24 protein-coding genes are annotated in these 25,895 nt (G+C 66.3%); 9 read left to right on the plus strand and 15 right to left on the minus strand.

Going from position 1 to position 25,895, the window contains the following annotated elements; genetic code table 11:
* Positions 1-119: 119 nt before the first annotated feature.
* A complete protein-coding gene (gene yihA, locus RBB39_RS01255; RefSeq protein WP_045993938.1) occupies positions 120-728 on the plus strand; it encodes a ribosome biogenesis GTP-binding protein YihA/YsxC in 609 nt (202 codons plus the stop codon).
* A 21-nt stretch (positions 729-749) separates the two neighbouring features.
* On the opposite strand, the gene RBB39_RS01260 is transcribed toward yihA, so the two are convergent.
* The 8 genes from RBB39_RS01260 to argH all read right to left on the minus strand — a co-directional run bounded on the left by RBB39_RS01260 (position 750) and on the right by argH (position 8,292).
* Positions 750-1,883: a fimbrial protein gene (locus RBB39_RS01260; RefSeq protein WP_157033096.1), complete on the minus strand. Its 1,134-nt coding sequence runs from the start codon at positions 1,881-1,883 to the stop codon at positions 750-752.
* Between the two features lie 75 nt (positions 1,884-1,958).
* On the minus strand, positions 1,959-2,717 hold the full coding sequence (locus RBB39_RS01265) for an HAD family hydrolase (RefSeq protein WP_239452584.1): 759 nt from the start codon (positions 2,715-2,717) through the stop codon (positions 1,959-1,961).
* Entirely contained in the window at positions 2,714-3,682 is a 969-nt protein-coding gene (locus tag RBB39_RS01270; RefSeq protein ID WP_371931850.1) for a tyrosine recombinase XerC, read from the minus strand. Before RBB39_RS01270 ends, RBB39_RS01265 begins: the two co-directional genes overlap by 4 nt.
* A 4-nt stretch (positions 3,683-3,686) precedes the next feature.
* Complete coding sequence (locus RBB39_RS01275) at positions 3,687-4,406, minus strand: DUF484 family protein (RefSeq protein ID WP_045993941.1); 720 nt, start codon at positions 4,404-4,406, stop codon at positions 3,687-3,689.
* A gap of 115 nt (positions 4,407-4,521) precedes the next feature.
* The gene (dapF, locus tag RBB39_RS01280) at positions 4,522-5,355 is read right to left on the minus strand and encodes a diaminopimelate epimerase (protein ID WP_045993942.1); all 834 of its coding nucleotides are present in this window, start codon (positions 5,353-5,355) and stop codon (positions 4,522-4,524) included.
* On the minus strand, positions 5,355-6,662 hold the full coding sequence (gene lysA, locus RBB39_RS01285; protein ID WP_045993943.1) for a diaminopimelate decarboxylase: 1,308 nt from the start codon (positions 6,660-6,662) through the stop codon (positions 5,355-5,357). The genes dapF and lysA overlap by 1 nt, the downstream gene beginning before the upstream one ends.
* Positions 6,663-6,664: 2 nt before the next feature.
* Complete coding sequence (locus tag RBB39_RS01290) at positions 6,665-6,880, minus strand: lipoprotein (RefSeq protein ID WP_253028959.1); 216 nt, start codon at positions 6,878-6,880, stop codon at positions 6,665-6,667.
* Positions 6,877-8,292, minus strand: coding sequence for an argininosuccinate lyase (gene argH, locus RBB39_RS01295; RefSeq protein WP_045993945.1), 1,416 nt, complete (start codon positions 8,290-8,292; stop codon positions 6,877-6,879). The genes RBB39_RS01290 and argH overlap by 4 nt, the downstream gene beginning before the upstream one ends.
* A gap of 330 nt (positions 8,293-8,622) precedes the next feature.
* Between argH and hemC the strand changes: the two genes are divergently transcribed.
* The 4 genes from hemC to RBB39_RS01315 are packed head-to-tail and all read left to right on the plus strand — an operon-like array spanning position 8,623 to position 13,202.
* Positions 8,623-9,555, plus strand: coding sequence for a hydroxymethylbilane synthase (gene hemC, locus RBB39_RS01300; protein ID WP_045993946.1), 933 nt, complete (start codon positions 8,623-8,625; stop codon positions 9,553-9,555).
* Positions 9,555-10,319, plus strand: coding sequence for a uroporphyrinogen-III synthase (locus tag RBB39_RS01305; protein WP_045993947.1), 765 nt, complete (start codon positions 9,555-9,557; stop codon positions 10,317-10,319). Before hemC ends, RBB39_RS01305 begins: the two co-directional genes overlap by 1 nt.
* 25 nt (positions 10,320-10,344) lie before the next feature.
* On the plus strand, positions 10,345-11,979 hold the full coding sequence (locus RBB39_RS01310; protein ID WP_045993948.1) for a uroporphyrinogen-III C-methyltransferase: 1,635 nt from the start codon (positions 10,345-10,347) through the stop codon (positions 11,977-11,979).
* Positions 11,976-13,202 (plus strand): heme biosynthesis HemY N-terminal domain-containing protein, encoded by a 1,227-nt coding sequence (locus tag RBB39_RS01315; RefSeq protein WP_045993949.1) that lies wholly within the window; start codon positions 11,976-11,978, stop codon positions 13,200-13,202. The genes RBB39_RS01310 and RBB39_RS01315 overlap by 4 nt, the downstream gene beginning before the upstream one ends.
* 310 nt (positions 13,203-13,512) lie before the next feature.
* Here RBB39_RS01315 and ybiO read toward each other — a convergent pair whose 3' ends face one another.
* On the minus strand, positions 13,513-15,888 hold the full coding sequence (gene ybiO, locus RBB39_RS01320; RefSeq protein ID WP_045993124.1) for a mechanosensitive channel protein: 2,376 nt from the start codon (positions 15,886-15,888) through the stop codon (positions 13,513-13,515).
* Between the two features lie 422 nt (positions 15,889-16,310).
* Here ybiO and RBB39_RS01325 point away from each other — a divergent pair, with 422 nt between their 5' ends.
* Together RBB39_RS01325 and RBB39_RS01330 are read left to right on the plus strand one after the other, a co-directional pair.
* Positions 16,311-16,679 carry a CrcB family protein gene (locus RBB39_RS01325; RefSeq protein WP_045993125.1) on the plus strand — a complete coding sequence of 123 codons (369 nt, stop codon included), beginning with the start codon at positions 16,311-16,313 and terminating at the stop codon, positions 16,677-16,679.
* 22 nt (positions 16,680-16,701) lie between these two features.
* The gene (locus RBB39_RS01330; protein ID WP_045993126.1) at positions 16,702-17,121 is read left to right on the plus strand and encodes a CrcB family protein; all 420 of its coding nucleotides are present in this window, start codon (positions 16,702-16,704) and stop codon (positions 17,119-17,121) included.
* A gap of 328 nt (positions 17,122-17,449) precedes the next feature.
* Here RBB39_RS01330 and pgi read toward each other — a convergent pair whose 3' ends face one another.
* Positions 17,450-19,120 carry a glucose-6-phosphate isomerase gene (pgi, locus tag RBB39_RS01335; RefSeq protein WP_045993127.1) on the minus strand — a complete coding sequence of 557 codons (1,671 nt, stop codon included), beginning with the start codon at positions 19,118-19,120 and terminating at the stop codon, positions 17,450-17,452.
* Positions 19,121-19,140: 20 nt separating this feature from the next.
* Entirely contained in the window at positions 19,141-19,617 is a 477-nt protein-coding gene (locus RBB39_RS01340) for a methylglyoxal synthase (RefSeq protein WP_045993128.1), read from the minus strand.
* A gap of 360 nt (positions 19,618-19,977) precedes the next feature.
* On the opposite strand from RBB39_RS01340, the gene gap reads away from it, so the two are divergent.
* Together gap and RBB39_RS01350 are read left to right on the plus strand one after the other, a co-directional pair.
* Positions 19,978-20,979, plus strand: coding sequence for a type I glyceraldehyde-3-phosphate dehydrogenase (gap, locus tag RBB39_RS01345; protein ID WP_045993129.1), 1,002 nt, complete (start codon positions 19,978-19,980; stop codon positions 20,977-20,979).
* Between the two features lie 134 nt (positions 20,980-21,113).
* On the plus strand, positions 21,114-21,857 hold the full coding sequence (locus RBB39_RS01350; protein ID WP_045993130.1) for a sulfite exporter TauE/SafE family protein: 744 nt from the start codon (positions 21,114-21,116) through the stop codon (positions 21,855-21,857).
* 18 nt (positions 21,858-21,875) lie between these two features.
* On the opposite strand, the gene RBB39_RS01355 is transcribed toward RBB39_RS01350, so the two are convergent.
* The 4 genes from RBB39_RS01355 to RBB39_RS01370 are packed head-to-tail and all read right to left on the minus strand — an operon-like array spanning position 21,876 to position 25,888.
* Entirely contained in the window at positions 21,876-23,090 is a 1,215-nt protein-coding gene (locus tag RBB39_RS01355; protein WP_045993131.1) for a PotD/PotF family extracellular solute-binding protein, read from the minus strand.
* Entirely contained in the window at positions 23,083-24,123 is a 1,041-nt protein-coding gene (locus tag RBB39_RS01360; RefSeq protein ID WP_045993132.1) for a GTP-binding protein, read from the minus strand. The genes RBB39_RS01355 and RBB39_RS01360 overlap by 8 nt, the downstream gene beginning before the upstream one ends.
* Positions 24,124-24,152: 29 nt before the next feature.
* A complete protein-coding gene (locus RBB39_RS01365) occupies positions 24,153-24,455 on the minus strand; it encodes a hypothetical protein (protein ID WP_045993133.1) in 303 nt (100 codons plus the stop codon).
* 41 nt (positions 24,456-24,496) lie between these two features.
* Positions 24,497-25,888, minus strand: coding sequence for an amidase family protein (locus RBB39_RS01370; protein WP_045993134.1), 1,392 nt, complete (start codon positions 25,886-25,888; stop codon positions 24,497-24,499).
* Positions 25,889-25,895 lie beyond the last annotated feature (7 nt).

Raw genomic sequence — 25,895 nt, forward strand, 5'->3', positions numbered from 1 at the left:
TTATGATGATTCCCCGGGTCGCAGCCGCCTCAAAGCTTACTATAACCAAACACCCCGGGGGCGGGAATGCCAGGGCCCTCGACCCTACCTTTGATCACCGTCAGGATTTCTTCCATCTCATGGCTTTCAACTACTCCTTGGCCCGATTCCTCACCAGTGCGCCGACGCTGGCCCGATGCCCCGAAGACAGTGGTGTCGAGGTCGCCTTTGCCGGACGTTCCAATGCCGGAAAGTCCAGTGCGATCAACACCATCACCCAACAGAAGGCGCTCGCTCGTACCTCCAAGACGCCGGGGCGCACCCAGCTCATCAACGTCTTTTCGCTGGGCGAGGACAGCGAGCGCCGGCTGGTGGACCTACCCGGCTACGGCTACGCCAAGGTGCCCGAAAAGGTCAAATTGGATTGGCAGCGCCACCTGGCCGAATACCTCCAGAAGCGAGCTTCGCTCAAGGGGCTGGTGCTGGTGATGGACGTGCGTCACCCATTGACCGAGTTCGACCTGGCGCTGCTGGATGTGGCCGATGAGCGCGACCTGCCGGTGCATATCCTGCTGACCAAGGCCGACAAGCTGAAGCAGGGCGCGGCCAAGAATGCCCTGCAGCAGGTGCGCTCGCGGCTGCGTGAGTGGGAGGACCTGGTCAGCGTGCAGCTTTTCTCGGCGCTCAAGCGCCAGGGCGTCGACGAGGCCCATCGGCGCCTGGACGGCTGGCTTGCGCACGAAGGCTAGCCAGCCTGACGAGCCCGCCGGCTACTTGTACGTGGCGGTGACCTCCAGCAGCCCCTTGACGCGCCCACCGGATGCCTGTTCGGCATAGCGGTAGTAGCTGACGCGTAACGGAACCTTGGGCGCCTCCCCCATCAGGCCAACCGCTCGCGAGCCAGACAGGTCCACGGGATCGAAGTCGTGGGCCGAAAAAGCGTCGATTTCCAGCGCCAGCCCGATGCCCTTGGCGCCGTTACCCGAGGTGTCGGCGTTGCCGAGGATGCCTTGGCGGGCGTTGATGACGCTGGCGCCGCCCGAGCGTATGGACAGATCCGCCATGTTGACCTCATCGCAGTTGTTGAAGCTCAGGTAGGCTGTGGTGGTGCCTCCCCGAGATCCGGTGCTTGGCAGTTCACTGAGGTCGATATCGGGCAGGGTGATGTAGGGGGTCCACATCTTGCAGGTGCTCTCGATCACGGTGATGTAACCGGCGCCAACGCCAACTACCGTACCGGTATAGTTGTCGCTGGCGCCGGTGCTGGTCGCCACGTGGGTATGAGGCGAGTAGGTAAACTGTCTGTAGTAGCCCGGTTCGGTGTCGCCATGGCGTACGATCGGTATCTCGGTCACGACGCTGCCGGAGACACAGCCAGATGCATGGTTGGCGGTGCGCAGGGAAGCGACCAGGGTCTGGTGGTGATGGCCGCCCATGCTGGTGTCGGCCTTGTCGAAGTAGAAGCCTTGCACTGAGCTTTCGGCGTCACCGGTGGCGCTGTCGTAGGAACCCTGGGTATCGAGCAGGATATAGACGCGGCCGTCGCTGCCGGTCTGGCAGGCGTAGGTGGTGTGGAAGGAGGCTATCCCCGCGGTGTTGCCTTCCGGCGTGGTGCCGGACAAGGTCGAGGGGTAGGACATGCCGGTGCTGTAGAGGCCGCAGGTACCGGGCGGGCGTACGGTGTCGCAGGTAGGGCGTGCCGCCAGGGCTGGCGCGATGCCCAGGGGCAGGGAGAGAGCGGGCCCCAGTCCTGAAACACGCCCCGAAAGCAGTCCCGAAGACAGCCCCGAAACAAGCCCCAGTCCCGAAACCAGGGCAAACGCCAGCCCGAGCTTGAGCACTCGTCGCAGGTGAGGCCGGGTCGGCGGTGATGAAGCGAGGGGGCGATAGAGCGGGCGGGGCATGGCGGCAGGCACTCAGGGAACAGGTGCCTGCCGGTTTACCACGTGGCGCCGGCGGTCGCCGGGGTTTTTCTCGCTTTATTGATCCTGATGCTCACCGAGCAGGGCTGGCAGCTCGGTGACCCGAGACAGTCGGGTCACGCCGCGTGGCAAGGGAGCCGTCTCGGCCTCTGGCGGCGCGATCCAGATCGCCCGCAAGCCCAGGCGAATCGCCGGCAGCACGTCTTCCTCCCAGGAATCGCCCACGTGCAGGGTCTCGCAGGCCTTGACCTGAAGCCGTGCCAGCATCGCCAGAAAGGGCCGTGGATCGGGCTTGGGTGCGAACATCTCGCCGGCAGCGATACGCGCCTGGAAGTGGCGGGCCAGCGGCAGACGGTGGAAGGCCACGTTGCCGTTGGTGATGCTGCCGAGACGATAGCGGCCCTTCAGCCTTTCCAGCATGGCGTCGGTGTCGGGGAAGGGAGTGACGAGGATGCGCAGCGAGTGAAAACGCTGCATCGCCAGCGCCGCCCACCAGTGAGCCGCCGCCCGGTTCACGCCGCTTTCCTCCAGCAGCTGGATCAGGGTGCGCTCACGCAGCCAGCTGAAGTCGCCGCGCCGCGACCAGCTGCGCCTGGCCAGAGCCTGGCGTTCACTCAGGTAGTCCGAAAGCGCGATGGGGGGCGTCAACGGCTCCTCGCGGCCGCGCTGCCAGGCGCCGAGCTGTTCGGTCAGCCAGTCGACGTGGCCCTGCTCGGTGCGCTGCATGACGCCGCTGTTGTCCCACAGGGTGTCGTCCAGATCGAAGGTGATGGCCTTGAGTCGGCTGAAATCGTCCGCTGCCGCGTGGTCGATCAAGGGGTGTCTCCGGGATGGCTGTCGTCGCTCCGGCTGCGCCGCGCGCGGGGGTGGGCCTTGTCGTAGCTCTCGGCCAGGTGCTGCCAGTCCAGCCGGGTATAGACCTGGGTGGTGGACAGGTTGGCGTGGCCCAGCAGCTCCTGGACGGCGCGCAGGTCCTGGCTCGATTCCAGCAGGTGGCTGGCGAAGGAGTGGCGCAGGCGGTGGGGATGCAGGTGCTCCGGCAGGCCGCGCCGGCGGGCCTGGGTGACCAGGCGTGCCTGGATGGCACGATGGCCCAGCCGGTGGCCCTGCTGGCCGACGAACAGTGCCGTCTCGCCGTCGGCGGCCAGCACCGAGCGCACGCCGAGCCACTGGTCGATGGCCTGGCGCGCACGCGAGCCCACCGGCACCTGGCGCGGCTTGTTGCCCTTGCCGAGGACCCGCACCCGGCCGCCGTGAAGGTCGGGGAGATCCAGCGCCGCCAGCTCCGCCAGCCGTAGCCCGCTGGAATAGAGCAGCTCCAGCATCGCCTGGTCGCGTACCGACAGCGGCGAGCCGTCGTGGGGGGTGTCGAGAAAGCGCGCCAGCAGGTCCACGTCCACCGGCCGCGGTAGATCCTTCGGCGCCCGGGGGCCGCGGCTCAGGCCGACCGGGTTGTAGTCGAGTCGGCCAGCCGCCACCAGGTGTTCACACAGTCGCGACAGGGCGGCGCGGCGGCGCTTCAGGCTGCGCGGTGCCATGCCTCGGCTGCGTTCGGCGGCCAGAAAACGCCTGAGCGTGTGGGACGTCAGGGCCTGATCATCCGGCAGCCTGGCGTCGGTGTCATTGGCCTGGGCGTTCCACCAGTTCTCGAAGGTGGCCAGGTCACGCCGGTAGGCGTCGACGGTGGCAGGACTGGCGGTGCGACCCAGCTCATCGAGAAAGTCCGCTACCGCGCCGGCAAGCTGCCACTTGGCCGTCGTCTCAGCCGTCGTCTCAGCCACCTTTTCAGCCATCATCACGCTCGCACAGGCGCACGCTCAGGCGCACCAGTACCTCGGCCAGGTACTCGGTAAACAGGGTGTCCATGCTGGCACGGAAGTGGTCGGGATCAGGGCTTGCCAGCACCACAAAGCCCTGGGGCTCGCCCAGGGTCATGCGGGCGATGGCGCAGGAGCCCGACTTGGTCGGCGCCTTGGCGTGGGGCAGCAGGCGCTTCCAGTCGGTGGGGGTAAGACGGGTACAGCGGCTGGCGCGCCCATCGAGCAGCGCGGTCAGGCGCTGGCCGGTGTGGTCGTCGAGCACGTGACGCGGGGCCTGGGGCGGTCTGGGGTCGCGATCGGTCAGGCTGGCGGGGCACCACAGCGACACCGCTGGCGTCTGGAAGCGCTCGCTTAGCTGGGTGGCCAGGGCCTGGCCCAGGGCGTCGTTGTCCTGTGCTTCCAGCAGCGCCAGCACCAGCTCGCGGGTACGCCGATACTGCGCCTCGTTGTGGCGGGCCGAGTCGAGCAGTTGCTCGAGCCGCAGTTCCGCGCCTTCGGCGCGCTTGCGCAGGTCATGGACCAGCCGTTCCAGCAGCGAGGTGGCGCCCTGGGTCTCCGGGTGGGGAATCGTGAGGCTCTGCAGCAGGCCTTCGCGACCGACGAAGAAGTCCGGGTGGCGTGCCAGCCATTCGGCGACGCGGTCCGGGTCGAGCGTCTTGCGGGGCTCTGGGGCGGCTTGAGGCATGCGCGTCTTCCTGTTGGAGTTCAATGTCTAGGCTGGATCGAGTTTCCGGGAAAGCGAGGGACCGGTACCTTGCTGGCAGCTTAGCCCAGTCCCGTCGAGTCCTGTGCGCCTGGGGTCAACGCAGCGGAATTCGTCCATCGAACACCCGCTCGGCGGGGCCGGTCATGATCAAGGGGCGCTCGCCACCTTCCCAGCGGATCGTCAGGCTGCCGCCGGGCAGGTGGACGGTCACCGGGCTTTCGAGCAGGCCCTGGCGAATGCCGCAGGCCACCGCAGCGCAGGCGCCGGTACCACAGGCCAGGGTCTCGCCGCTGCCGCGCTCGAACACCCGCAGGCGAATCTCGTGGCTGGAGACCACCTGCATGAAGCCCACGTTGACCCGCTTGGGAAAGCGCGGGTGGTGTTCGACCAGCGGTCCCAGGCGCTCCACCGGCGCCTGGTCGACGCTGTCGACCTTGATCACCGCGTGGGGGTTGCCCATGGAGGCGACGGCGATCTCGAGGGTCTCGCCGTCGACCTCGAGGGTGTGACGCAGGCGGTCCTCGTCGGCCTCGAAGGGCAGGCTCGGCGGGGCGAAGCGCGGGGCACCCATGTCGACGCTGACCTGCTCGTCGTCATGCACGTCCAGCACCAGCGGGCCGCCGGCGGTCTCGACCCGGATCTGGCGCTTGTGGGTCAGCCGCTTGTCGCGTACGAAGCGGGCAAAGCAGCGCGCACCATTGCCGCAATTCTCGACCTCGCTGCCGTCGGCGTTGTAGATCCGGTAGCGAAAGTCCATGTCCGGGTCCCGCGGCGGTTCCACCACCAGTAGCTGATCGAAACCGATGCCGAAGCGCCGGTCGGCCAGACGGCGGATTTCCTCGGCCTCGATGCGGGCCCGCTGGGTGACCAGATCGACCACCATGAAGTCGTTGCCCAGGCCATGCATCTTGGTGAAGTGCAGAAGCATCAGCGCGGTGCTCCTGACGTCGATCCCGATGCCGATCCCGGTTGCGATTCGCCGGGCAGCGACTCACCGGCCCAGAGGTCCTCGAGGGTCTCGCGTCGGCGAACCACCTGATAGCTGTCGCCGTCCACCAGTACCTCCGCCGGACGCGGGCGGCTGTTGTAGTTGGAGGCCATCACGAAGCCGTAGGCGCCGGCCGAGCGCACCGCCAGCAGGTCGCCCGGCGCCACCGCCAGTTGGCGCTCCTTGCCGAGGAAGTCGCCGGTCTCGCACACCGGGCCGACCACGTCATAGACGTCGCTTGCGCGGTCCAGGCGAGTGTCGACTTCGATGATCGCCTGCCAGGCCTGGTACAGCGAGGGCCGAATCAGGTCGTTCATGGCCGCGTCGACGATGGCGAAGTTCTTGGTTTCGCCGGGCTTCACGTAGGTCAGCCGGGTCAGCATGACGCCGGCGTTGGCGGCGATCGAGCGGCCCGGCTCGAACAGCAGCGTCAGGCGCTCTCCGCCGTCCCAGCGCGACAGGCGCTCGAGCAGCTTCGAGGCGTAGTCGAACGGGGCCGGCGGCGTCTCGTCCCTGTAGGGCACGCCGAGGCCGCCGCCCAGGTCGAGGTGCGAGACCTCGATGTTCTCCTCGCGCAGGCGGTCGAGCAGCACCAGCAGACGCTCCAGGGCGTCGAGGAAGGGAGCGATCTCGGTGAGCTGCGAGCCGATATGGCAGTCGAGTCCGGTGACCTTGAGGTGCGGCAGTTCGGCGGCCAGGCGGTAGACCTCCAGCGCTTCATCCACCGGGATACCGAACTTGTTGTCCTTGAGCCCGGTGGAGATATACGGATGGGTGCCCGCGTCGACGTCGGGATTGACCCGCAATGACACCGGCGCCACCTTGCCCAGGCGGCCTGCCACTTCATTGAGCACTTCAAGCTCTGGGCGCGACTCCACGTTGAAGCACTTGATGCCGACCTCGAGCGCGCGCGCCATCTCGTCGGGGCGCTTGGCGACGCCGGAGAACACCACCTTGGCCGGGTCACCACCGGCGGCCAGTACCCGCTCGAGCTCGCCCCGGGAAACGATGTCGAAACCGGCACCCTGGCGCGCCAGTACGTTGAGCACCGCCAGGTTGCTGTTGGCCTTGACCGCGTAGCAGATCAGATGCGGGTGGCTACCCAGCGCCTCGCGGTAGGCCTGGAAGTGACGCTCCAGGGTGGCACGTGAATAGACGTAGCAGGGGGTGCCCACCGCCTCGGCGATGCGGGCCAGAGGCACTTCTTCGGCGTACAGCTCGCCGTCTCGGTAGTTGAAGTGATCCATGCTCAGCTCTCGTCCTCGGTCGCGCTCTGGTCGCTTTCCTGGCTGTCCTCTTCGCCCTGTTCGTCCTCGACGGTTTCGCGGGGGCCGTAGCGCTCCGCCGCTTCTTCGTCACCGGGCAGGTACAGGGGGCCTTTCTGGCCGCAGCCCGCCAGGGCCATCAGGGCCAGCAGCAGGGCCGGCAACAGGGCGGGTCGCAGCACCTTGACGAGGCGGTTCATTGGGCGCCTCCCTGGCCGGTCGCAAGGGTCTTGAGGGCCTCACGGGCGCGCTGGGCAGCGGCGCGCACCTGGTCGGGGGCGGTGCCACCGATATGGTTGCGGGCGGCCACCGAGCCTTCCAGGGTCAGCACCTCGAACACGTCCTCGCCGATGACGTCGGAGAACTGGCGCAGTTCGTCGAGGCTCATGTCCGACAGATCCTTGCCGCTCTCGATGCCGTAGGCCACGGACTGACCGACGATTTCATGGGCGTCACGGAAGGCCACGCCCTTGCGTACCAGATAGTCGGCAAGGTCGGTGGCGGTGGAGAAGCCCTTGCGAGCGGCCTCGCGCATGGAATCGCCCTTGGAGACGATGGCCGGGACCATGTCGGCGAAGGCGCGCAGGCACCCCTTGACGGTATCCAGGGTGTCGAGCAGCGGTTCCTTGTCTTCCTGGTTGTCCTTGTTGTAGGCCAGCGGCTGCGACTTCATCAGCGTCAGCAGGCCCATCAGGTGACCGTAGACGCGGCCGGTCTTGCCGCGCACCAGCTCGGGCACGTCCGGGTTCTTCTTCTGCGGCATGATCGAGGAGCCGGTGCAGAAGCGGTCGGGCAGGTCGATGAAGTCGAACTGGGCGCTGGTCCACAGCACCAGCTCCTCGCTCATCCGCGACAGGTGCATCAGCAGCAGGCTCGCGAAGGCGGTGAACTCGATCGCGAAGTCCCGATCGCTGACCGCGTCGAGGCTGTTCTCGGCGGGGCGCTCGAAGCCGAGCAGCTCGGCGGTCAGGTGACGATCGATGGGGTAGGTGGTGCCGGCCAGGGCGGCGGCGCCCAGCGGCAGCACGTTGACCCGCTTGCGGCAGTCCAGCAGGCGTTCATGGTCGCGGGCCAGCATCTCCTGCCAGGCCAGCAGGTGGTGGCCGAAGGTCACCGGTTGAGCGGTCTGCAGGTGGGTGAAGCCCGGCATGATGGTGTCGGCCTCGCCCTCGGCCAGCTCGATCAGCCCGGCACGCAGCCGCGCCAGCTCGCTGGCGACCAGGTCGATCTCCTCGCGCAGGTAGAGGCGAATATCGGTGGCCACCTGGTCGTTGCGCGAGCGCCCGGTGTGCAGCTTCTTGCCGGTGATGCCGATCTTCTGGGTCAGCCGTGCCTCGATGTTCATGTGCACGTCTTCCAGCGCCACCGACCACTCGAAACGCCCTTCGGCGATCTCCGTCTCGATCTCCTTGAGCCCGGTCAGGATGGCGTCACGTTCCTCTTCGCTCAGCACGCCAACCTGGGCGAGCATGGTGGCATGCGCGATGGAGCCCTGGATGTCATGGCGGGCCAGGCGCTGGTCGAAATCGACCGAGGCGGTGAAACGAGCGACGAAGGCGTCGGTGGGTTCGCTGAAGCGGCCGCCCCAGGACTGGTTGGTGGTCTGGCTCATTGAATGGACTTCCTGAATGACGATGCGATGGCGACGTGATCGGTGGCCGGCGCCGAGGGCGCTGACGGAGCCGGCAGCCGTTGTCGTTGGTATGCCCAAAGTGTACCAGAGTCGGCCCTTGAGGCGAGGGTGCAGCGGGCCGGCAAGGAAGGTGCGGCATCAGCCCCTGAAACGAGGGTGGCAGCGGGCGCTTCCGGCAGGCGCGGCAACGGGTCCCGTCGCCGTCGATTTTACTGACGGAGACCGTGCTTTATGATGACGCCATTCATTTAACATGGCGGACGCGGCGATTTGGTCGCAAGCCCGACCAGGGAGAGCAACGTGCAACAGATGTCCAGGCTGCGTATCGCGACGCGCAAGAGCCAGTTGGCCCTATGGCAGGCCGAACATGTTCGCGATCGCCTGATGGCGATTCACCCCGGGCTCGAGGTCGAGCTGGTACCGATGTCGACCCGCGGTGACAAGATTCTCGACACGCCCTTGGCCAAGGTTGGCGGCAAGGGGCTGTTCGTCAAGGAACTCGAGGAGGCGATGCTCGACGGCCGCGCCGATATCGCGGTGCACTCCATGAAGGATGTGCCGATGCAGTTTCCCGAGAGCCTGGGGCTTTCGGTGATCCTGGAAGGCGCCGAGCCCACCGACGCCTTCGTCTCCAATGACTATGCTCGCTTCGAGGACCTGCCCGAGGGCGCCCGTCTGGGTACCTCCAGCCTGCGCCGCGGACTGCAGATGCGCGAGGCCCGTCCGGATCTCGAGGTCATCAGTCTGCGTGGCAATGTCCAGACACGCCTGGCCAAGCTCGACGCTGGCGAATTCGATGCCATCCTGCTGGCCACTTCCGGGCTCAAGCGGCTGGGGCTGGGTGAACGTATCGCCCAGGAGCTGCCGCCGGAGATCTGCCTGCCGGCCTGTGGTCAGGGCGCGCTTGGCATCGAATGCCGCATGCACGACACCGAGCTGGTGTCGCTGCTGGCACCGCTCGACGATATCGAGACGGCGACCAGAGTGCGTGCCGAACGGGCCATGAATACACGTCTGGAAGGCGGCTGCCAGGTGCCCATCGGTGGGCACGCCATCTATCAGGACGATGGCAGAACCCTGTGGTTGAGAGCCCTTGTCGGCACGCCCGACGGTTCCCGCGTGCTGCGTGCCGAAGGGCGTGGTTCGGTGGACGAACCCGAGGCGCTGGGGATCCGCGTCGCCGAGCAGCTGCTGGAGCAGGGCGCCGGGGATATCCTGGCCGAGGTCTACGGACCGCGTTGATGGGCACTCCGGTACTGATCACCCGGCCCGGCGAACGCGCCCAGGCGCTGGCCGAGGCCATCGAAAGCAAGGGGTTCAGCACCGAGCGGCTCGAGGTAATGCGGCAGGAAACTGTGCCAGAGACGGCAGATGTGCGCTCGGCCTGGCTCGACATCGACCACTTTCATAAGGTGGTAGTCATCAGTCCCGCCGCCGCCGAGCGGTTGGTCGAGGCGCTGGATCGCTACTGGCCACAGCTGCCCCAGGGGCTTGAACTGTACGCCGTCGGGCAGGCCACGGCGATGGTCTTGCACCAGGCGCTGGGGCTAAAGGTGAGGGTGCCTGCCCCCGCCGCCGGAGAAGAGACCAGCGAGGCCTTGCTGGCGCTGGCCTCGCTGCAGCGCCTGGAGCACCAGCGAGTGTTGCTGGTGGCGGGCGAAGGTGGCCGCCCGCTGCTGGGCGACACCCTGGGGCAGAGGGGCGCGCGTGTCACGCGTCTCGAGGTGTATCGACGTCGCCTGATCACTCCCGACGCCGGGGCCAGAACATGGCTCGAACAAGGGGGCTATCAGGCGTTGGTGGTCAGTAGCGGAGAAATCCTTGAACATCTGGCAAGATGGTGTTCAGAGGCCGCCTTTCAACAACCGCTTGTCGTATCCAGCCAGCGGTTGGCTACACTGGCGAAAACGCTGGGATTTCGCATCCCGGTCGTGGCGTCTGGCGCGTCTCCTGCGGCGCTGGCGGCCGCGGTGGCAAGGACCTGCGACCCAGAGGATGGCGAATGAAGATCTCTAAAAGGGCTAGCGACAGATGAGCAACCAACAGCACGATCAGGACGAGCAGCAGACCCCGTCCGCTTCCGGCCAGCAGGGCACAGGAAGCGCGACCTCAGGCACGGACGCCTCGAAGGGCGGCGCGGGCAAGGGGGGCTCCCAGCGGCGGTCGCGGCGTCGCGACAAGAGTGGCAGCAGCTCGACCGGATCCACTTCGTCCAGTGCCAGCGCGGCATCCTCCACACCCGCTGCGGCGACGGGCGGCTCATCGCCTGCCGGCGCCACATCGTCGAGCGCAGGCACCGCCAAGGCCACGCCGAGTGACGCCGCTCCGGTTGCAGCGAAGGGCGCCGCCGGGGACAGTGCCAGCAAGCCAAGTGCCAGCAAGCCCAGCGACAGCAAGCCCAGTGCAAGCAAGCCCGACAATAGCGGCAAGGCCAGTGCCGGCAAGCCCGGCGATGGCAAGCCCGGCGATGGCAAGCCCAGTGACACCAAGGCCAGTGGCGCCAAAGCTAGTGACAACAAGCCCAGTGACAACAAGCCCAGCCCAGCGGCAGGCAAGGGTGGTAACGGTGGGGCTTCCGCCGGCGCCGGCGGTGCCGCGACCTCGTCTTCCGGTGGCTCTGGTAGCAGCTCTGGTGGCGGCAAGGCCGGCGTCGTGGCCCTGGTGCTGGTGCTGATCCTGATCGCCGGTGTGGCCTTTGTCGGCTGGAAGGGCTGGCAGCTGCAGCAGGCCATGTCCGCGCGCATCGACCAGCTCAAGCAGAACAGCCCCAGCGTGGCCGAGGTCCAGGAGCTGTCGTCCCAGCTGGAAAGCGGCCTTGCCGAGCGTCGCGAGACCATGGGCCAGGCGGTGGACGGCATCAAGAGCGACTTCGACGCCTACAAGTCCGACGTCAACCAGACCCTGGATCGGGTACTGGCCGAGCTGTCCAAGGAACAGAACGCCGACGAGCGTGACTGGCTGCACGCCGAGGCCGCCTACCTGCTGCGTCTGGCCAATCAGCGCCTGCAGCTCGAGCGTGATGTCGAAGGTGCTGCGGCGCTGCTGCGCACCGCCGACGCTCGCCTGGAAGAGGCCAACAATCCGGCACTGGTCCCGGTGCGCCGCGCCATCGCCGAGGAGCTTGCCGCCCTGCAGACGGTGCCCAAGGTTGACCGGACTGGCCTCTACCTGGCCCTGAACGCCCAGCAGGAGCAGATCGCCGGCCTGCCGCTGGCCCAGGACATCGAGCAGTTCACCGCCGATACCACCATCGAGGAGGCTCCTTCCGGTGCCTGGCAGGAGCAGCTGGCACGGGTCGGTGAAGAGCTCAAGGAGCTGGTGACGGTACGCCACCACGACCAGGCGCTGGAAGCCCTGATCACCCCGGAGCAGGAGTCCTATCTGCGTCAGAGCCTGCGCCTGGTGCTGGAGCAGTCCCAGCTGGCCCTGCTCAAGGAAGAGACCGGCCTGTACGAGGCCAGCCTCGACAAGGCCATCACCCTGCTCGAAGGCTACTACGACGTCGACGACGAGTCGGTGCAGTCGGTGATCGCTCGTCTGGGCGAGCTCAAGGGCAAGTCCATCCGCCCGGAGCTTCCCGATATCAGCGCTTCCCAGCAGGCGCTGGCCCGGTTCATCGAGCAGCGCTTCGAAGCGGGCGCTTCCGGCCAGGGAGATAACGCATGAGAAAGCTGATCCTGCTCATTGTCGTTGGCCTCGCGCTCGGGGCGCTGTTCGGTCAGCTGATGATGTCGGTGCCCGGCTACTGGCTGGTGCGGGTGGGCGACACCTCCTTCCAGACTTCGTTCTGGTTTGGCCTGGTGATCCTGCTGGCCCTGTTCATGGTGCTGCACTTTGCCCTGCGCGTGCTGTTCCGCCTGAGCCGTCCGGTCAGCCGCTTCAAGGTGTGGAACTCGCGGGCACGCAATCGCACCGCGATGAAGCGCACCGTGCGCGGCCTGGTGGCATTGGCCGAAGGCCGCTGGAAGCGCGCCGAGAAGGCCCTGGTCAAGGCCGCCGATGACTCCAGCACCCCGCTGGTCAACTACCTGTCTGCCGCCCTGGCGGCCCACTACCAGGGCCGCTATGACCAGGCCGACACCCTGCTGAAGCGGGCCCACATCTCCACCGACGGCGCCGATCCCGCGGTGGGCATGATGCAGGCCCAGCTGATGCTGGACCGCCAGCAGTACGAGGAAGCACTGGCGATCCTGACCCGCCTGGACCGTCATCTGCCGCGCCATCCCCAGGTGCTCAAGCAGCTCAAGGCCGCCTATATCAGCGTCAGCGACTGGGATGGCCTGCGTCGCCTGCTGCCGCGTCTGGCCGACCAGCAGCTGATCGCCCGGGAAGAGCGTGAACAGCTCGAGCTGCAGGCCTACCGCGAGCTGATCCTGCAGGAGACGCGCAATCCCGAGGATATCGAGCGGGTGCGCAACCTGTGGTCCGACATGCCCGAGTACCTGCGCACCAACATCGACCTGCTGGTGCTCTACGTCGAGACGCTGGTGCGCTGCGACGAACAGGTGATCGCCGAGAAACTGCTGCGCCACTCGCTCAAGACCAACTGGGACAGCCGTCTGGTGCTGCGCTATGGCCTGCTTGGGGTGGACGCTTCACGTCAGCTGGTGACCGCCGAGAAGTGGCTGCAGGAGCGGCCCAACGATCCCGACCTGCTGTTGACCCTGGGGCGTCTGGCGCTGCGCAACGCCTACTGGGGCAAGGCCCAGGAGTACTTCGAGGCGAGCCAGCGTCAACGTCCCAGCGGAGTGGTCTGTGCCGAACTGGCGCGGCTCTACGCCAACCTGGGCGAGCACAACAAGAGCCAGCTCTACTATCGCCAGAGCGTCGAGCTGCTCGACAAGTCGCTGCCCTCGTTGCCGCAGCCGAGCGACGCTCAGCAGGCCTGAGCCAGGCGTTCGATCTACTACGCAGTACCCACAAACGCCACGGGCGGGGCTTCGGCCCCGCCCGTGGCGTTTGTGGTTCTGGTGGGTGGGTCTCGAGCGCAGCGCCAGCCAAGGGGACTGCGGTGTGGCGTCACCATGCTGAAGGCGAGTACAGGCCCGGCGTGCAGCTGCCGCCACGCCTGTGTTGTCAGAGTTGTGGCGTCAGGGCGTGGCGGCAGAGCGTGGCGTCAGGGCTCGGCACCCTGGCGATTCGATCAATAAAAAAGGGGCGGCCCGTAGGCCGCCCCAGAAGCGTTGCAGGTAAGGTCTGTCAGTTGCCGTCGGGGTCGTAGTCGCCCCTGAACTTGGCGTTGGTCTCGGCATCCTCGCGGGTCTCGTGCTCGCGGGGCGAGTCGATACTGCCGTCCTCGCCGGGCAGCGGTGCGGTATCCCTGGCTTCGCCGGTCGCCACCACATCCTTCTCGACCAGGCGCAGGTTGGCGGCTGGCGCCTGGCCCTGCTTGTCTTCGCCAAAGAAGATCGTGGTGTGCGGGAAGGGGATCTCGATGCCCGCCTCGTCCAGGTGCAGCTTGACCAGACGGTTGTAGGCACGGCCCACCGCCCACTGGTTGCCCGGGGTGGTCTTGATGCGTACCCGGATGTTGACCGAGCTGTCGGCCAGGGCGATGACACCGGCCACCTCGAGGGGTTCGAGGATCTCGGACTTGAGGTCCTCGTCGGAGGACAGTTCGTCGAAGGCGTTGCGCAGGGCGACGATCGCCTCGTCCACGTTCTCGCGGTAGGCGACGCCGTATTCGCCCACATGGTAGCCGAAGCCACGCATGTAGTTGGAGACCACATCGACGCTGGAGAATGGCACCAGATGGTAGGTGCCGTGCAGGTCACGGATACCCACCGAGCGGATGCTGAGCTTCTCGGCGGTGCCGGTGATGCCGCCCAGGGTCACCACGTCGCCGGTATTCATGGCGTTTTCCACCTGGATGAAGATACCGGTGATGATGTCCTGCACCAGCTTCTGGGCGCCGAAACCGATGGCCAGACCGAGCACACCGGCACCGGCGATCAGCGGTCCGATGTTGATGCCGATTTCCGACAGCACGATCATCGCCGTCATGGTGACGATGGCGATGGCCAGGGCATTGCGGAACAGCGACAGCAGCGTCTGGGCCCGGGCCGAGGGCATGCCGCGGCCGGTGGTCGGATTCAGCTTGTGTTCGATCAGGCTGGCAAGGCCGATCCAGACCGCCGCGGCGACGATCAGAATGATGGCCACGTTGATCACCTGGCTGACCAGCACGCGACCCGCTTCGGAGGCGTACCAGGTGGCCATGTCGAACACGCCCCAGGCGTTGAGCAGGGCCATGGCGGCGACGATCAGGATCAGCACGTTGAAGGCGCGCAGCATCGTCGGGACATAGGAGTTGAGGCGTGCCTCGAGCAGCGGCAGCTTCTTGCGCAGCTCACCGGACAGGGTGATGCGACGACCGATGGCCTGGGCCAGCAGGCGCGACACCAGCATGGCAGCCAGCACGATACCGAGGGTCTTGAGGGTCGCGATCAGCACGAACGGCAGGGCGTCCTCGGGGCGTGTCAGGGTCAGCACCAGCACCACGGTGAAGTAGGTGATCGCCAGCAGATGCCAGATGCGGCCGAGCAGGCGCAGCGCGACACGGGAGGCCGACAGGCTGGACCTGACAGCGGCATCGAACAGCCCATCGCGCAGGCGGCTGCGATTGATCAGCACCACGGTGATGGCGTACAGGTAGGCGCCGATCATGATCAGGGCGCCGATGCCCTCACCGACACGGTAAGACAGGTAGGTGTTGATCAACGGGACCACCACCATCAGGCCGTAGCCGGTAAGGCCAATCAGCCGGGCGATCCAACGGTTCCAGTAGGACGCGCTGGGCGCGGTGATGGGCAAGAGACGCAGGCCCTCGTAGCGTGAGGCGAACAGCATGCGCACCGCCGCCTTCAACAGCTCGATGACCAGGAAGGCATTGAGGAACAGCGACGCCCGGGTCGACAGGCTGCCCGTCTCACCGATGGCGAAGGTAGCGGCCAGGTTGCCGCCGACGTAGGCAAGTCCCACCACGGCGGCGTCCACGATCACCGCCAGCACCACGCACAGCACCAGGCGGATGGTGGGGTTGAGGTTCTGACCGTTCTGCGAATATTGGCTCAACCGCGTGAACAGTGGCCTGACCAGGCGCCTGATGATCACGAACAGCACAAAGGTCGCCAGAATCACCAGGCCGAGGTTGATCGCCGCCTGGGTGAACAGATCGAAGTTGAGTTCGCCTTCGGTCAGGGCGCCGTCGATCATGCCACCGAAGATGGCGGCGAGATTCTCGAACTGATTGCCGAACTCGCTGACCACTCGGCTGGTCATGTCCGCCAGTTGCTTGGGCAGGGTGGCCTCGGCGGCGCTGTCGACGGCCTGTTCACCGGCGGCCTGGGCCTGTTCGGGGGCGTTTTCCGCCATCTGTCGCAGTTGCTCGATCAGCTGGCTGCGGGCCTGTTCGTTTTCCAGCAGGTCGGCCAGGGTCGAGTAGGCCGGACCGTCACTGGAGGAACCGCCAGAGCCGCTGGCGTCACCGCCCTGCTGGGCGATGGCAGGTCCCGCGAGCAGCACGAGCGCGAGCATCAGCACGCTGAAGAGTCGAGAGCAGAGTCGTGATCGCATCACGCAAACCTTCTCCTTTGGTGGGTGGGCCCGTCGGGGCAGAGGGGCGTCCTTGGACGAATCTGTCGCAGGCTAACATGCCCGTTTGCCGCTTGTACGCAATCAAGGATGTACAAAAGTTGTACGGATTGCCAATTCTGTGCCATATTGATCGTGAACGCATCCCATGCGCTTCATCCCTGCTAGGCAAGCACAACTTCGCCGCCCCCTCGGGCGGCGTTTTTTTTAGATTTTCAGCACCTTCAGCATCTTTGATCTCCCGCCTTCCGAGGCTCGGCATTGTCTGTGCCTTGTCGCTTTACGGGCCATCTGCGATCAGCCCGTTTCGCCACGCCGAGGGCGAGGTCCAGCGGTATTGCCACCGGTCACGACATCGACCAGGTATTTGCATACCATGGCGGTTTTGGCCGAGGCGATTCGTGATGGAGTGGTGGACGCTGGCAGCGGTAGCGCTGGGGGGCGCCGCAGGAGGCATGGGGCGACTGTTCGTCAGTCGTCGGGCAGCGGCCGCCTGGGGAGTGCGCTTCCCCTGGGGGACCCTGATCGTCAATCTGCTGGGAGCCTTTGTTATCGGCCTGCTGGCCAGTCGCCTGGTGGCAGGCTCGACCGCGGCACTCATGCTGCTGAGCGGGGTGATGGGCGGCTTCACCACGGTGTCCTCCTTCAGTCTGCAGACTCTGGACCTGATGCGCGAAGGTCGTCATGCAGCGGCCGCGCTCAACGTCTCGTTGACCCTGCTGGCCGGCCTGGCCGCCGTGGTGGCGGGACTTGCCCTCGGGGGTGGCCTGTGAGGTGTCGGCAGAGGGGAGAAGCATGAGTCAGGCAACAAGCGTCTGGCGGCTCTATCTGGCGGTGGGCCTTGGCAGCGCCCTGGGATCGGTGTGTCGCCTCTTGACCGGCGTCGCGGTCTCGGGCCTGGTGGCGTCGTCCTTTCCCTGGGCGACCCTGCTGGTCAATGTGCTGGGATCCTGGTTGATTGCCCGCTTTGCTACCCATGCGGCCCTGAGCGACAGCCCTCGGCTGGCGAGGCTTCATCCGCTTGTCGTGGCGGGCTTCTGTGGAGGTTTCACCACCTTTTCGCTGTTCAGCCTCGAAGCGGCCCGCCTGGCCATCGGCGGCAGCCCCTGGCTGGCGCTGGCCTATGTGGTGCTGAGCGTGCCGCTATGGCTGGCGGCGGCCTGGGCCGGTGACGTCAGCGCACGGCGGGCCCTGGTCAGAGGCTCGTCCGAGTAGCCCAGACGCTCGTCAGAGTAGCCCCGGCGGTCGTTCAAGTAGCCCAGGAGTTCGTCTCGGCAAGCCAGGCGGTCGTGCCAGGCGCTCGTGCCAGGCGCAATCCCGCTGGACCGGCCTCCGCGAGCCAGCGGAAAGCAGGCCAGACCAGCGCGAGCCAGAACAGCACGAGCCAGAACAGCGCGACCAGAACGAGGCGGGCCACCCTGGAGCGCAGACTCCGGGGTGGCCCGTTGGCGTTTCTTGAACTTTTCTTGTTCGTCGCTGGGTGCCCGCCATGGCGGGCCCGTGCCGAGCACTCGATGCTCGGCACCTTCCGCCTCCGCCCTGCTTACTTGGCCTTGGCGTCCTTGCCGGCGGGCTTGGCGGTCTTCTTCGCTGCCTTTTCGGCGGCCTTTTCCACGCTCTTGCCGGGCGCCTGGAAGTGCTCCCTCACCAGGCCCAGCAGTCCCTGGGTCGAGGCGTCGAAGTCCTGGCTGCGCTCGTCGATCTTCTCGCTGATCTCGCCGGCGATGCGCTTGCCCAGCTGGACACCCCACTGGTCGAAGGAGTTGATGTTCCAGATCACCCCCTGAACGAACACCTTGTGCTCGTAGAGCGCGATCAACGCGCCCAGGTTGCGCGGTGTCAGTTCGTCGAGCAGCAGCACGCTGGAGGGGCGGTTGCCGGGGCAGCTGTAGGGGTCCAGGTCACCGCCCTTGCTGCTGCCTTCCATAAAGGCGTTGGCCTGGGCCAGCATGTTGGTGAGCAGGGCGAAGTGGTGGTCCTCGACGCCGGGCTCGGGCTTCAGCGAGGCGATGAAGTCGATGGGCACGTAGCGGGTGCCCTGGTGCAACAGCTGGAAGAAGGCGTGCTGGCCGTTGGAGCCGGTCTGCCCCCACACGATGGGGCCGGTCTTGTAGTCCACCGGGCGACCGAAGATATCGACCGACTTGCCATTGGACTCCATGTCGAGCTGCTGCAGGAAGGCCGGCAGCTGATGCAGGGCCTGGTCGTAGGGCACGATGGCCTGGGTCTCGGCACCGACGAAGTTGATGTACCAGATACCGATCAGCGCCATCAGCACCGGCATGTTCTCGCCGAGCGGGGCGTTCTGGAAGTGCTGGTCCATCTCGTAGGCGCCTTCGAGCATCTCGATGAAGCCTTCATAGCCGATCGCCAGGGCGATGGGCAGGCCGATCGAGGACCACATCGAATAGCGACCGCCGACCCAGGCCCAGAATTCGAACACGTTCTCCTCGCGGATGCCGAACTCCATGGCGGCCTTGCGGTTGGTCGAGGCGGCGATGAAGTGAGCGCCGATGTCGGCGTCATCGCCGGCGTTCTCGACAAACCAGCGCCGTGCGGTGCGGGCGTTGAGCAGCGTCTCCTGGGTGGAAAAGGTCTTGGTCGAGACGATAAACAGGGTGGTGGCCGGGTCGAGGCGGCTCAGCACCTTCTGGATATGCGCGCCGTCCACGTTGGAGACGAAGTGGAAGTTCAGGTCCGCCTGGCGGTACTTGAGCAGGGCGCGGCTGGCCATGTTGGGGCCGAGGTCGGAGCCGCCGATGCCGATGTTGACCACGTCGCGAATACGCTCGCCGCTGTAGCCCTTCCAGTTGCCACTGCGGACCTCTTCGGAGAAGCGCTTGATCTGCTCGCGGGTGGCGTGGATCTCCGGCATCACGTCCTTGCCATCGGCGATGACCGGGCTGTCACCCAGATTGCGCAGCGCCGTGTGCAGCACCGGCCGGTCCTCGGTGACGTTGATGATGTCGCCGGAGAACATTTGGGCGCGACGCTGGACCAGTGCCGAGTGTTCGGCCAGCTCGACCAGCTTCTCCAGCACCGCGTCGGAGATCTGGTGTTTGGAGTAGTCCAGAAAAAGCCCGCCCACGCGCAGACTCATCTTGTCGAACCGCTTCGGATCCTTGGCAAAGTAGTCGCGAATCCGGTCGTCGGCGGTCTCGTCGCGAAGCTTCAACAGCGACTGCCAGGTCACGCTTCGGGTCAGCTGGAACACGGGAGAATCCTCGATATTGGTCAGTTGTTATCGCTGCGAGAGGAAATCCAGGCGTTGGCATCCGGGATCTGCATCTCGTAGTCCTGGCCGAGCCAGGGCGAGCTCATCATGAAGTCGGCGCTGGAGGGGTTGCAGGCCACCGGCACATTCCACAGGGCGGCCAGGCGCAGCAGCGCCTTGACGTCAGGGTCGTGGGGCTGGGGGGCGAAGGGGTCCCAGAAGAAGATCAGCAGGTCGAGTCGTTGCTCGGTGATGCGAGCACCGATCTGCTGGTCGCCTCCCAGCGGACCGCTCATCAGGCCTTCCACCTCCAGCCCCAGGGTGCGGCTGAGCCGCGCGGCGGTGGTGCCGGTGCCGAGCAGCTGGTGAGCGATCAGGGTGTCCTTCCAGCGGGAGGCCCACTCCATCAGTTCCTGCTTCTTGCCGTCGTGGGCGACCAGGGCGATGCGCTTGCGAGCCGGCAGAATGCGGCTGACTTCCTTGACGGGTTGGGGCATGGGGCCTCCGGGATAAAGGCGTGGTGAATGGTGTCACCGGGATGAGGGATACCTTAGAGCGTTGAAGGTAATATTACTACGGCTTGGCGATGCGACTAAGGTCTAGCGCTGGCCTTCATAGAGAAGGCGCGGGCAGTAAGTTGTCGAAATTTCGTGCTTATTAGAGTGTCCTTCATCAATGTTTTTGGAGAAATGTTGTAAGTTTAACAAAATAGTGCTTGAGTCCCGGCGCTGTCTGTACCACATTGGTGCCCACTGACGACGTCCTTGCGGGGGATTTGCATCTTTAGTGAATCCGCCTACCGTCGACTCACCAGCTTTCACGCAAGAACGCTTTCGCCGCTCAGGGGGATATTCGCTATGACGCTCAAGGTTGCCATCAACGGTTTCGGACGTATCGGTCGCAACGTGCTGCGCGCACTGTACGAGAACGGTTACCGGGACCGGATTGAGGTCGTTGCCATCAACGATCTCGGTGATCCTTCGCTCAACGCCCACCTGCTGCGCCATGACACCGCTCACGGTCACTTTCCCTTCAAGGTAGAACATGACGAGGAGAGTCTGAGCGTCGATGGCGACCGTATCGCTATTCTGTCCGAGCGTGACCCGGCCAGCCTGCCCTGGGCGAAGCTCGGCGTGGACATCGTGATGGAGTGCACGGGCCTGTTCACCACGCGCGCCGACGCCGGCAAGCACGTCGAGGCCGGTGCCGCCAAGGTGCTGGTCTCCGCGCCTAGCCCCGACGGCGACGCCACCATCGTGTTCGGCGTCAACGACGGCGTGCTCAAGGCCAGCGATACCATCGTCTCCAACGGCTCCTGCACCACCAACTGCCTGGCGCCGGTGGCCAAGGCGCTCAACGACGCCGTCGGTATCGAGAATGGCCTGATGACCACGGTCCATGCCTACACCAACGACCAGAACCTGTCTGACGTGTACCACAAGGACCCGTACCGCGCGCGTAGCGCCACCCACTCCATGATCCCGACCAAGACCGGCGCTGCCGCTGCCGTGGGCAAGGTGCTGCCGGAGCTCAACGGCAAGCTGGATGGCCTGGCCGTGCGCGTGCCGGTGATCAACGTCTCGCTGGTGGATCTGGTGTTCAACGCCTCGCGCGACACCACCAAGGAAGAGATCAACGAGATCGTGGCCAAGGCGGCGGAGAATTCTCCGGTGCTCAACGTCAACGCCCAGCCGCTGGTGTCCATCGACTTCAACCACGATCCGGCCTCCTCGACCTTCGACGCCAACCACACCCGCGTCAACGGTCGCCTGGTCAAGGTCATGGCCTGGTACGACAACGAGTGGGGCTTCTCCAACCGTATGCTGGATACCGCCCTGGCCATGCAGGCCGCCAAGTAAGCCAATAGCCCCCGCCCGCTGCCATCGGCGGGCTTGGTGTGGCACTCTGATGGTCGGGGCGATTCGCCGCCCTCATCATTGGTACAGACGCCGAAGCAGTCACTGTTTCGGCGTCTTTGCGCGCAAGGAATGCCATGCTGCCCGAATACTCCTGGCTCGCCTGGGGCCTGATCATCCTCTCCACCTACCTGACCGGCATCTCCAAGGGCGGCTTCGCCGGGGGCTTCGGTACCCTGTCGGTGCCGCTGATGGCGCTTGCGATAGATCCTATCGCCGCCGCTGGCCTGTTATTGCCCTTGCTGCTGGTGATGGACGTTCTGGCGGTCAAGGCCTGGTGGGGGCACCAGGACATGGCCGAGGTGAAGCGATTGATCCCCGGCATGGCGATCGGCGTGGTGGTGGCTACCCTGGTGGCGGGCAGCCTCGACGAGGACCACGTCAGGCTGCTGCTGGGGGTGATCTCGCTGTTGTTTGTCGCCTACATGATCGTGAAGCCGGCGGCCTCCAGGCCGATCGCCTCTTTCTGGGCCTGGCCCGCGGGCATCGCCACCGGTATCACCAGCTTTATCGCCCACGCCGGCGCCCCGCCGATGAACCTCTACCTGGTGCCCAGGCGCCTGCCCAAGACCACCTTCATCGCCACCACCACATTGGTGTTCGCCGCGGTCAATACCATGAAGCTGCCGCCTTACCTGTGGCTTGGCGAGATCAACCTGACCAGTATCTGGGCGTCGCTGGCGCTGGTGCCGGTGGCCTGGTTCGGCATCAGGTCTGGCCTGTGGCTGCAGCACCGGGTCAACGAGCGGTTGTTCTACCGGCTGGTGATACTGGCCATGGCGGTGGTCGGGGTACAGTTGATCATCAAGGCACTAGCCTAGCGACGGGCTGTAGCGGGCTCACGCCGACATGAAGTCGTTCCAGCGCCGCACCAGGTAGTTGTGCTCGTCCATCACCGTGTTCCACACCGCGATGCGGCTCATGCGCGTCATGTAGTCGCCGCCGTCGCGTACCTCACCCTTGTGGATCATGCCGCAGGGGCCTGACGGTCCGGCGAGTTCCTCCGCGGCGGGCTTGCCGGCGTACCAGTAGTCCCATTCCGCCGCAGACAGGTGAGGGCGGGTCAATTCAGGGGTCGAGATGTAGTAGCCCTGTCGTGCCATGACGGCGCCGGGCCAGCCCGAGATCCACCAGTTGAGATACTCATAGGCGGCGTCCAGGCTGCGGCCTTCGATGCTGCGTGACAGCGACATGCCGCCGTACCAGGCGCGATAGCCTTCCCTGGGTGCCGCCATGCGCACCTTGAGCTGGCGCTGCTTGAGGTCGGTCATCGCCGGTGACCACAGGCTCTCGATGCCGACGCGACCGCGCAGCATGTCCGAAGAGGCCTGGTCCTGGTTGCTCCAGAAGGTGCGGAAGTGCTGAGCCCGCTTGAGCTCGATCAGGCAATCGATCAGGCAGTCGATCTCGGCGACGCTCAGGTTGCCCAGGTCCTCGAACTGCACCAGGCCAGCGGCCTTGGCGGCCAGGGCCGCGTCGATGGCGCCGATGGCGCTGTCGTTCTGCAGGCTGACCATGCCGCGCCAGCGCGGGTCCAAAAGCCAGCCCCAGCTTTCCTGCTCGCTGTCGAGGCCGTGGGGCAGCATGTCCAGGCGGTATCCGAAGCTGTCCACGTTGTGGCTGACCGGCAGCATGGTGATGCGCTCGCTGGGACGGGCGCCACAGCTGCCGTCGGCCTGGATATAGAGCCGGTCGACCGGATTACCGCCGGCACCGAGCGGCGCGTGGGGCGTCAGTCGGCCGGTCTTCGGCAAGTCGTTGATCGCATCCCAATGGTGGATGCGTGAAAGCTCGATGGGCTGGATGGCCCCGGCCGGCCACACGAAATCGACGTTGTGAAACCACTGGTCGTAGATGTCGAAGCTGTCCGGTGCCAGCACTCCCGCACGCTGTGCCGCCACCCCGTCCATGACGGTGAATTCCAGGCGCAGGCCCAGGTCCTCGCGAGCGCGCTGGCGAATGCTCTCCAGCAGTGTCACCGAGGTGCCCAGTACCCGCAGGGTGACCGGACTGCGCTGGACAAAGGGGGCGCTGGGCTTGGCGGTGTCAGGCATGCAGGATCCTTGGGCTGGGATGGTCGCTGACCTTGTCCATGAAGGTCGCAAGCGATTGTGTCACGCGCTCGGCGTCGATGTCCCGAGTGATGAAGATCAGCTCCGAGCGGCGGTCGTCCGAAGGCCAGGCCTCCACGTGCTCCGGCGGGTGGATGGTGTGCTGGACACCGTGGAGTACCACCGGTCGATCGTCGCCCTGGACGTGGAGCACGCCCTTGACCCTGAGGATATCGCTGCCATGGCGGTTGAGCAGCATCGACAGCCAGATGCCGAGGCAGGTCCAGTCGACCTCGCCCTCGAGGCCGAGGCGGAAGGAGCGAATATCGCCGAGATGCTCCGGATCATGCTGAGGTGGCTTGCGCCAGGGGCCGAGCCAGGATTTCACCTGGCCGGGGGTGAAACGCTGCAGGTGCGGTCCGCTGGCGAACAGTTCATCACTGGGCTGACGTAGCGCCTCGGCGCCCAACCGCTGGGCCGCCGGGTTGATCGTATCCAGCATGGCCTCGAGCCCTGCCAGGGTGTCTTCCTCGACCAGGTCAGCCTTGCTGATCACCAGCTTGTCGGCCACCGCCACCTGGGCCTCCCAGACGGGGTGCTGGGCGCGACTGTCGACGGCGTTGAGCGCGTCGACCAGGGTCAGGTTGGTGCCGGGGCGCAGGTGGTGGCGCAGTACCGGGTCGGCGGTGATGGTCGAGGCAATCGGGCCCGGATCGGCGAGCCCGGTGGTTTCCAGCACGATCCGCTTGAACGCCGGGATCTCGCCGTCCTGGCGTCGGGACAGCAGGCGTCTGAGCGCCTCTGACAGTTCGCCGCGGATGGTGCAGCAGACGCAGCCGCTGGACAGCAGCACCGCATCCTCGGCGATCTCGCCGAGCAGGCGGTCGTCGAGACCGACATCGCCGAACTCGTTGATCAGTACCGCACTGTCGCCGAAGGCTTCGCTGGCCAGCACCGACTTGAGCAGGGTGGTCTTGCCGGCGCCCAGAAAGCCCGAGATCACGTGCACCGGCACCAGCGGTGTCGTCTCGTTCATGGTGGTGTCCTCGTCGTGGTGGTCTGGGGTCATTGCAGCGAGGCCAGGAAGGCGGGATCGAGCGGGTCGAGTTCATGACCGCCCATGCGTTCTGCCTGCAGCCATACGCCGCCCAGATCCTGCACGATCTCGCGCTTGCCGGTGGCGGTGGCGAGCACGAAGCTCGCTGCCTGGAAGTCCTCGATGGTGATCCGGCGGGGGCTCAGCACGCGATTGATCAGGGTGACCCGGTAGGCGCGGGCGCGCCTGCGCGCGAAGTGGGCCTGCTCGGGGTCCTCGATGTTGGTGCTCCAGTGGCTTTCGCCGCCGAGTGCGCCGCACAGTCCGCACATGCCAACCTCCGATGGCGCCGTCGGCGCCGAATGAATGTGAGTTACGCCGTCAGCGCCGAGCTGGCGCCAAGGGCCACCCGCAGCAGCGCTTCGTCCTCGCCGCAGGGGCCGCTCAGCTGCAGGCTGGTGTGCTGGCGGTCGTCGTCGCGCCCGCTGGGCAGCGCCACCGCCGGCGAGTCGAGCAGGCTCGCCACCATGCTCAGGCGCAGCGTCGCCAGATTGACCTCGGCGAAGTGCTCGGGGTCGGCTTCCAGCGGCGCGAGCAAGGGCGCCACATGCGCCACCGTGGGCGTCAGCAGGGTCGCGCCCGCGAGCTCCTCGCGCAGCCGCGTCTTGAGCGCCTGACGCAGGCGATACAGGCTGACCACGCTGTCCGGGGGCATCTGGCGGGCGGCCTCCAGGCGCTTGCGTACCCTGGGGTCCATGGCCTCGGCATCGGGGCCTTCCAGCAGGGCGCGGTACTCGGTGTAGGCCTCCGCCGCGCCCAGCCAGCCGTGGCGGGTGATGGCCTCCAGGGTGTCGGCGACGCTCGCCACGCGGCGACGGACGATGTGGAAGCCGGCGGCCTCGAGACGGCTGGCGCAGGCCACCAGATTGTCGCCCACGGCGCGGGATACCCTCGGGTCGTCGAGGCATCTTGCATCGAGCACGATCACCGACTGTTCGGGCACGGCGGCGGCACGAACCAGCGGCGCGCTGCCGCGCATCGTGTCGTCGATGGCCAGGCAGTCCTCGAGGGTGCTGGCGATGACGCCGATGGTGTCCAGGCTGTCGGCCAGCGGTGTCACTCCCAGGCGCGAGTGGCGGGCCTGGGAGGGACGATAGGACACCAGCCCATTGAAGGCCGCGGGGACGCGCAGCGAGCCGGCGGTGTCGGTGCCGATGGCGGCCGGCACGATGCCTTGGGCGACCGCCACCGCGGAGCCGGAGCTGGACCCGCCGGGGGCCCTGGGCTCGTTCTCGTTTCTGCTTTCGTGCTCGCGCTCGCGCTCGCTCGAGGTGGGGGGAGGGGTATGGTGCGGCGTACCGTAGTGGGGGTTGAGGCCAAGCCCCGAGTAGGCGATCTCGGTGAGGTTGGTCTTGCCGATGCAGACCATGCCCGCGCCGGCTGTGTGGCGTACCGCCTCGGCGTCGCGCTCGGCCGGCGTCTTGCCCAGCACCTTGCCGCCGGCGGTGGTGGCGGTGCCGGCGATGTCGAACAGATCCTTCCAGGCCAGCGGCACGCCGTCCAGCGGCCCGCGCAGGGTGCCCGAGCGCTGACGCTGGGCACAGGCCTCGGCCTCTACCAGGGCGCGTTGTTCGGTCAGCGAGATAAAGACGCCGTCACTGTCGGCGGCCCGGGTCAGGCATTGGCGGGTCAACGCGACCGGATCGAGTTCGCCGCGTCGGATGGCCTCGCCGATGGCCAGGGCGGTGAAGGGTTGTGCAGGCATGCACGTC

This window comes from Halomonas sp. MMSF_3323 (assembly GCF_030733595.1).
GTDB classification, from domain to species: Bacteria; Pseudomonadota; Gammaproteobacteria; order Pseudomonadales; family Halomonadaceae; genus Halomonas; species Halomonas litopenaei.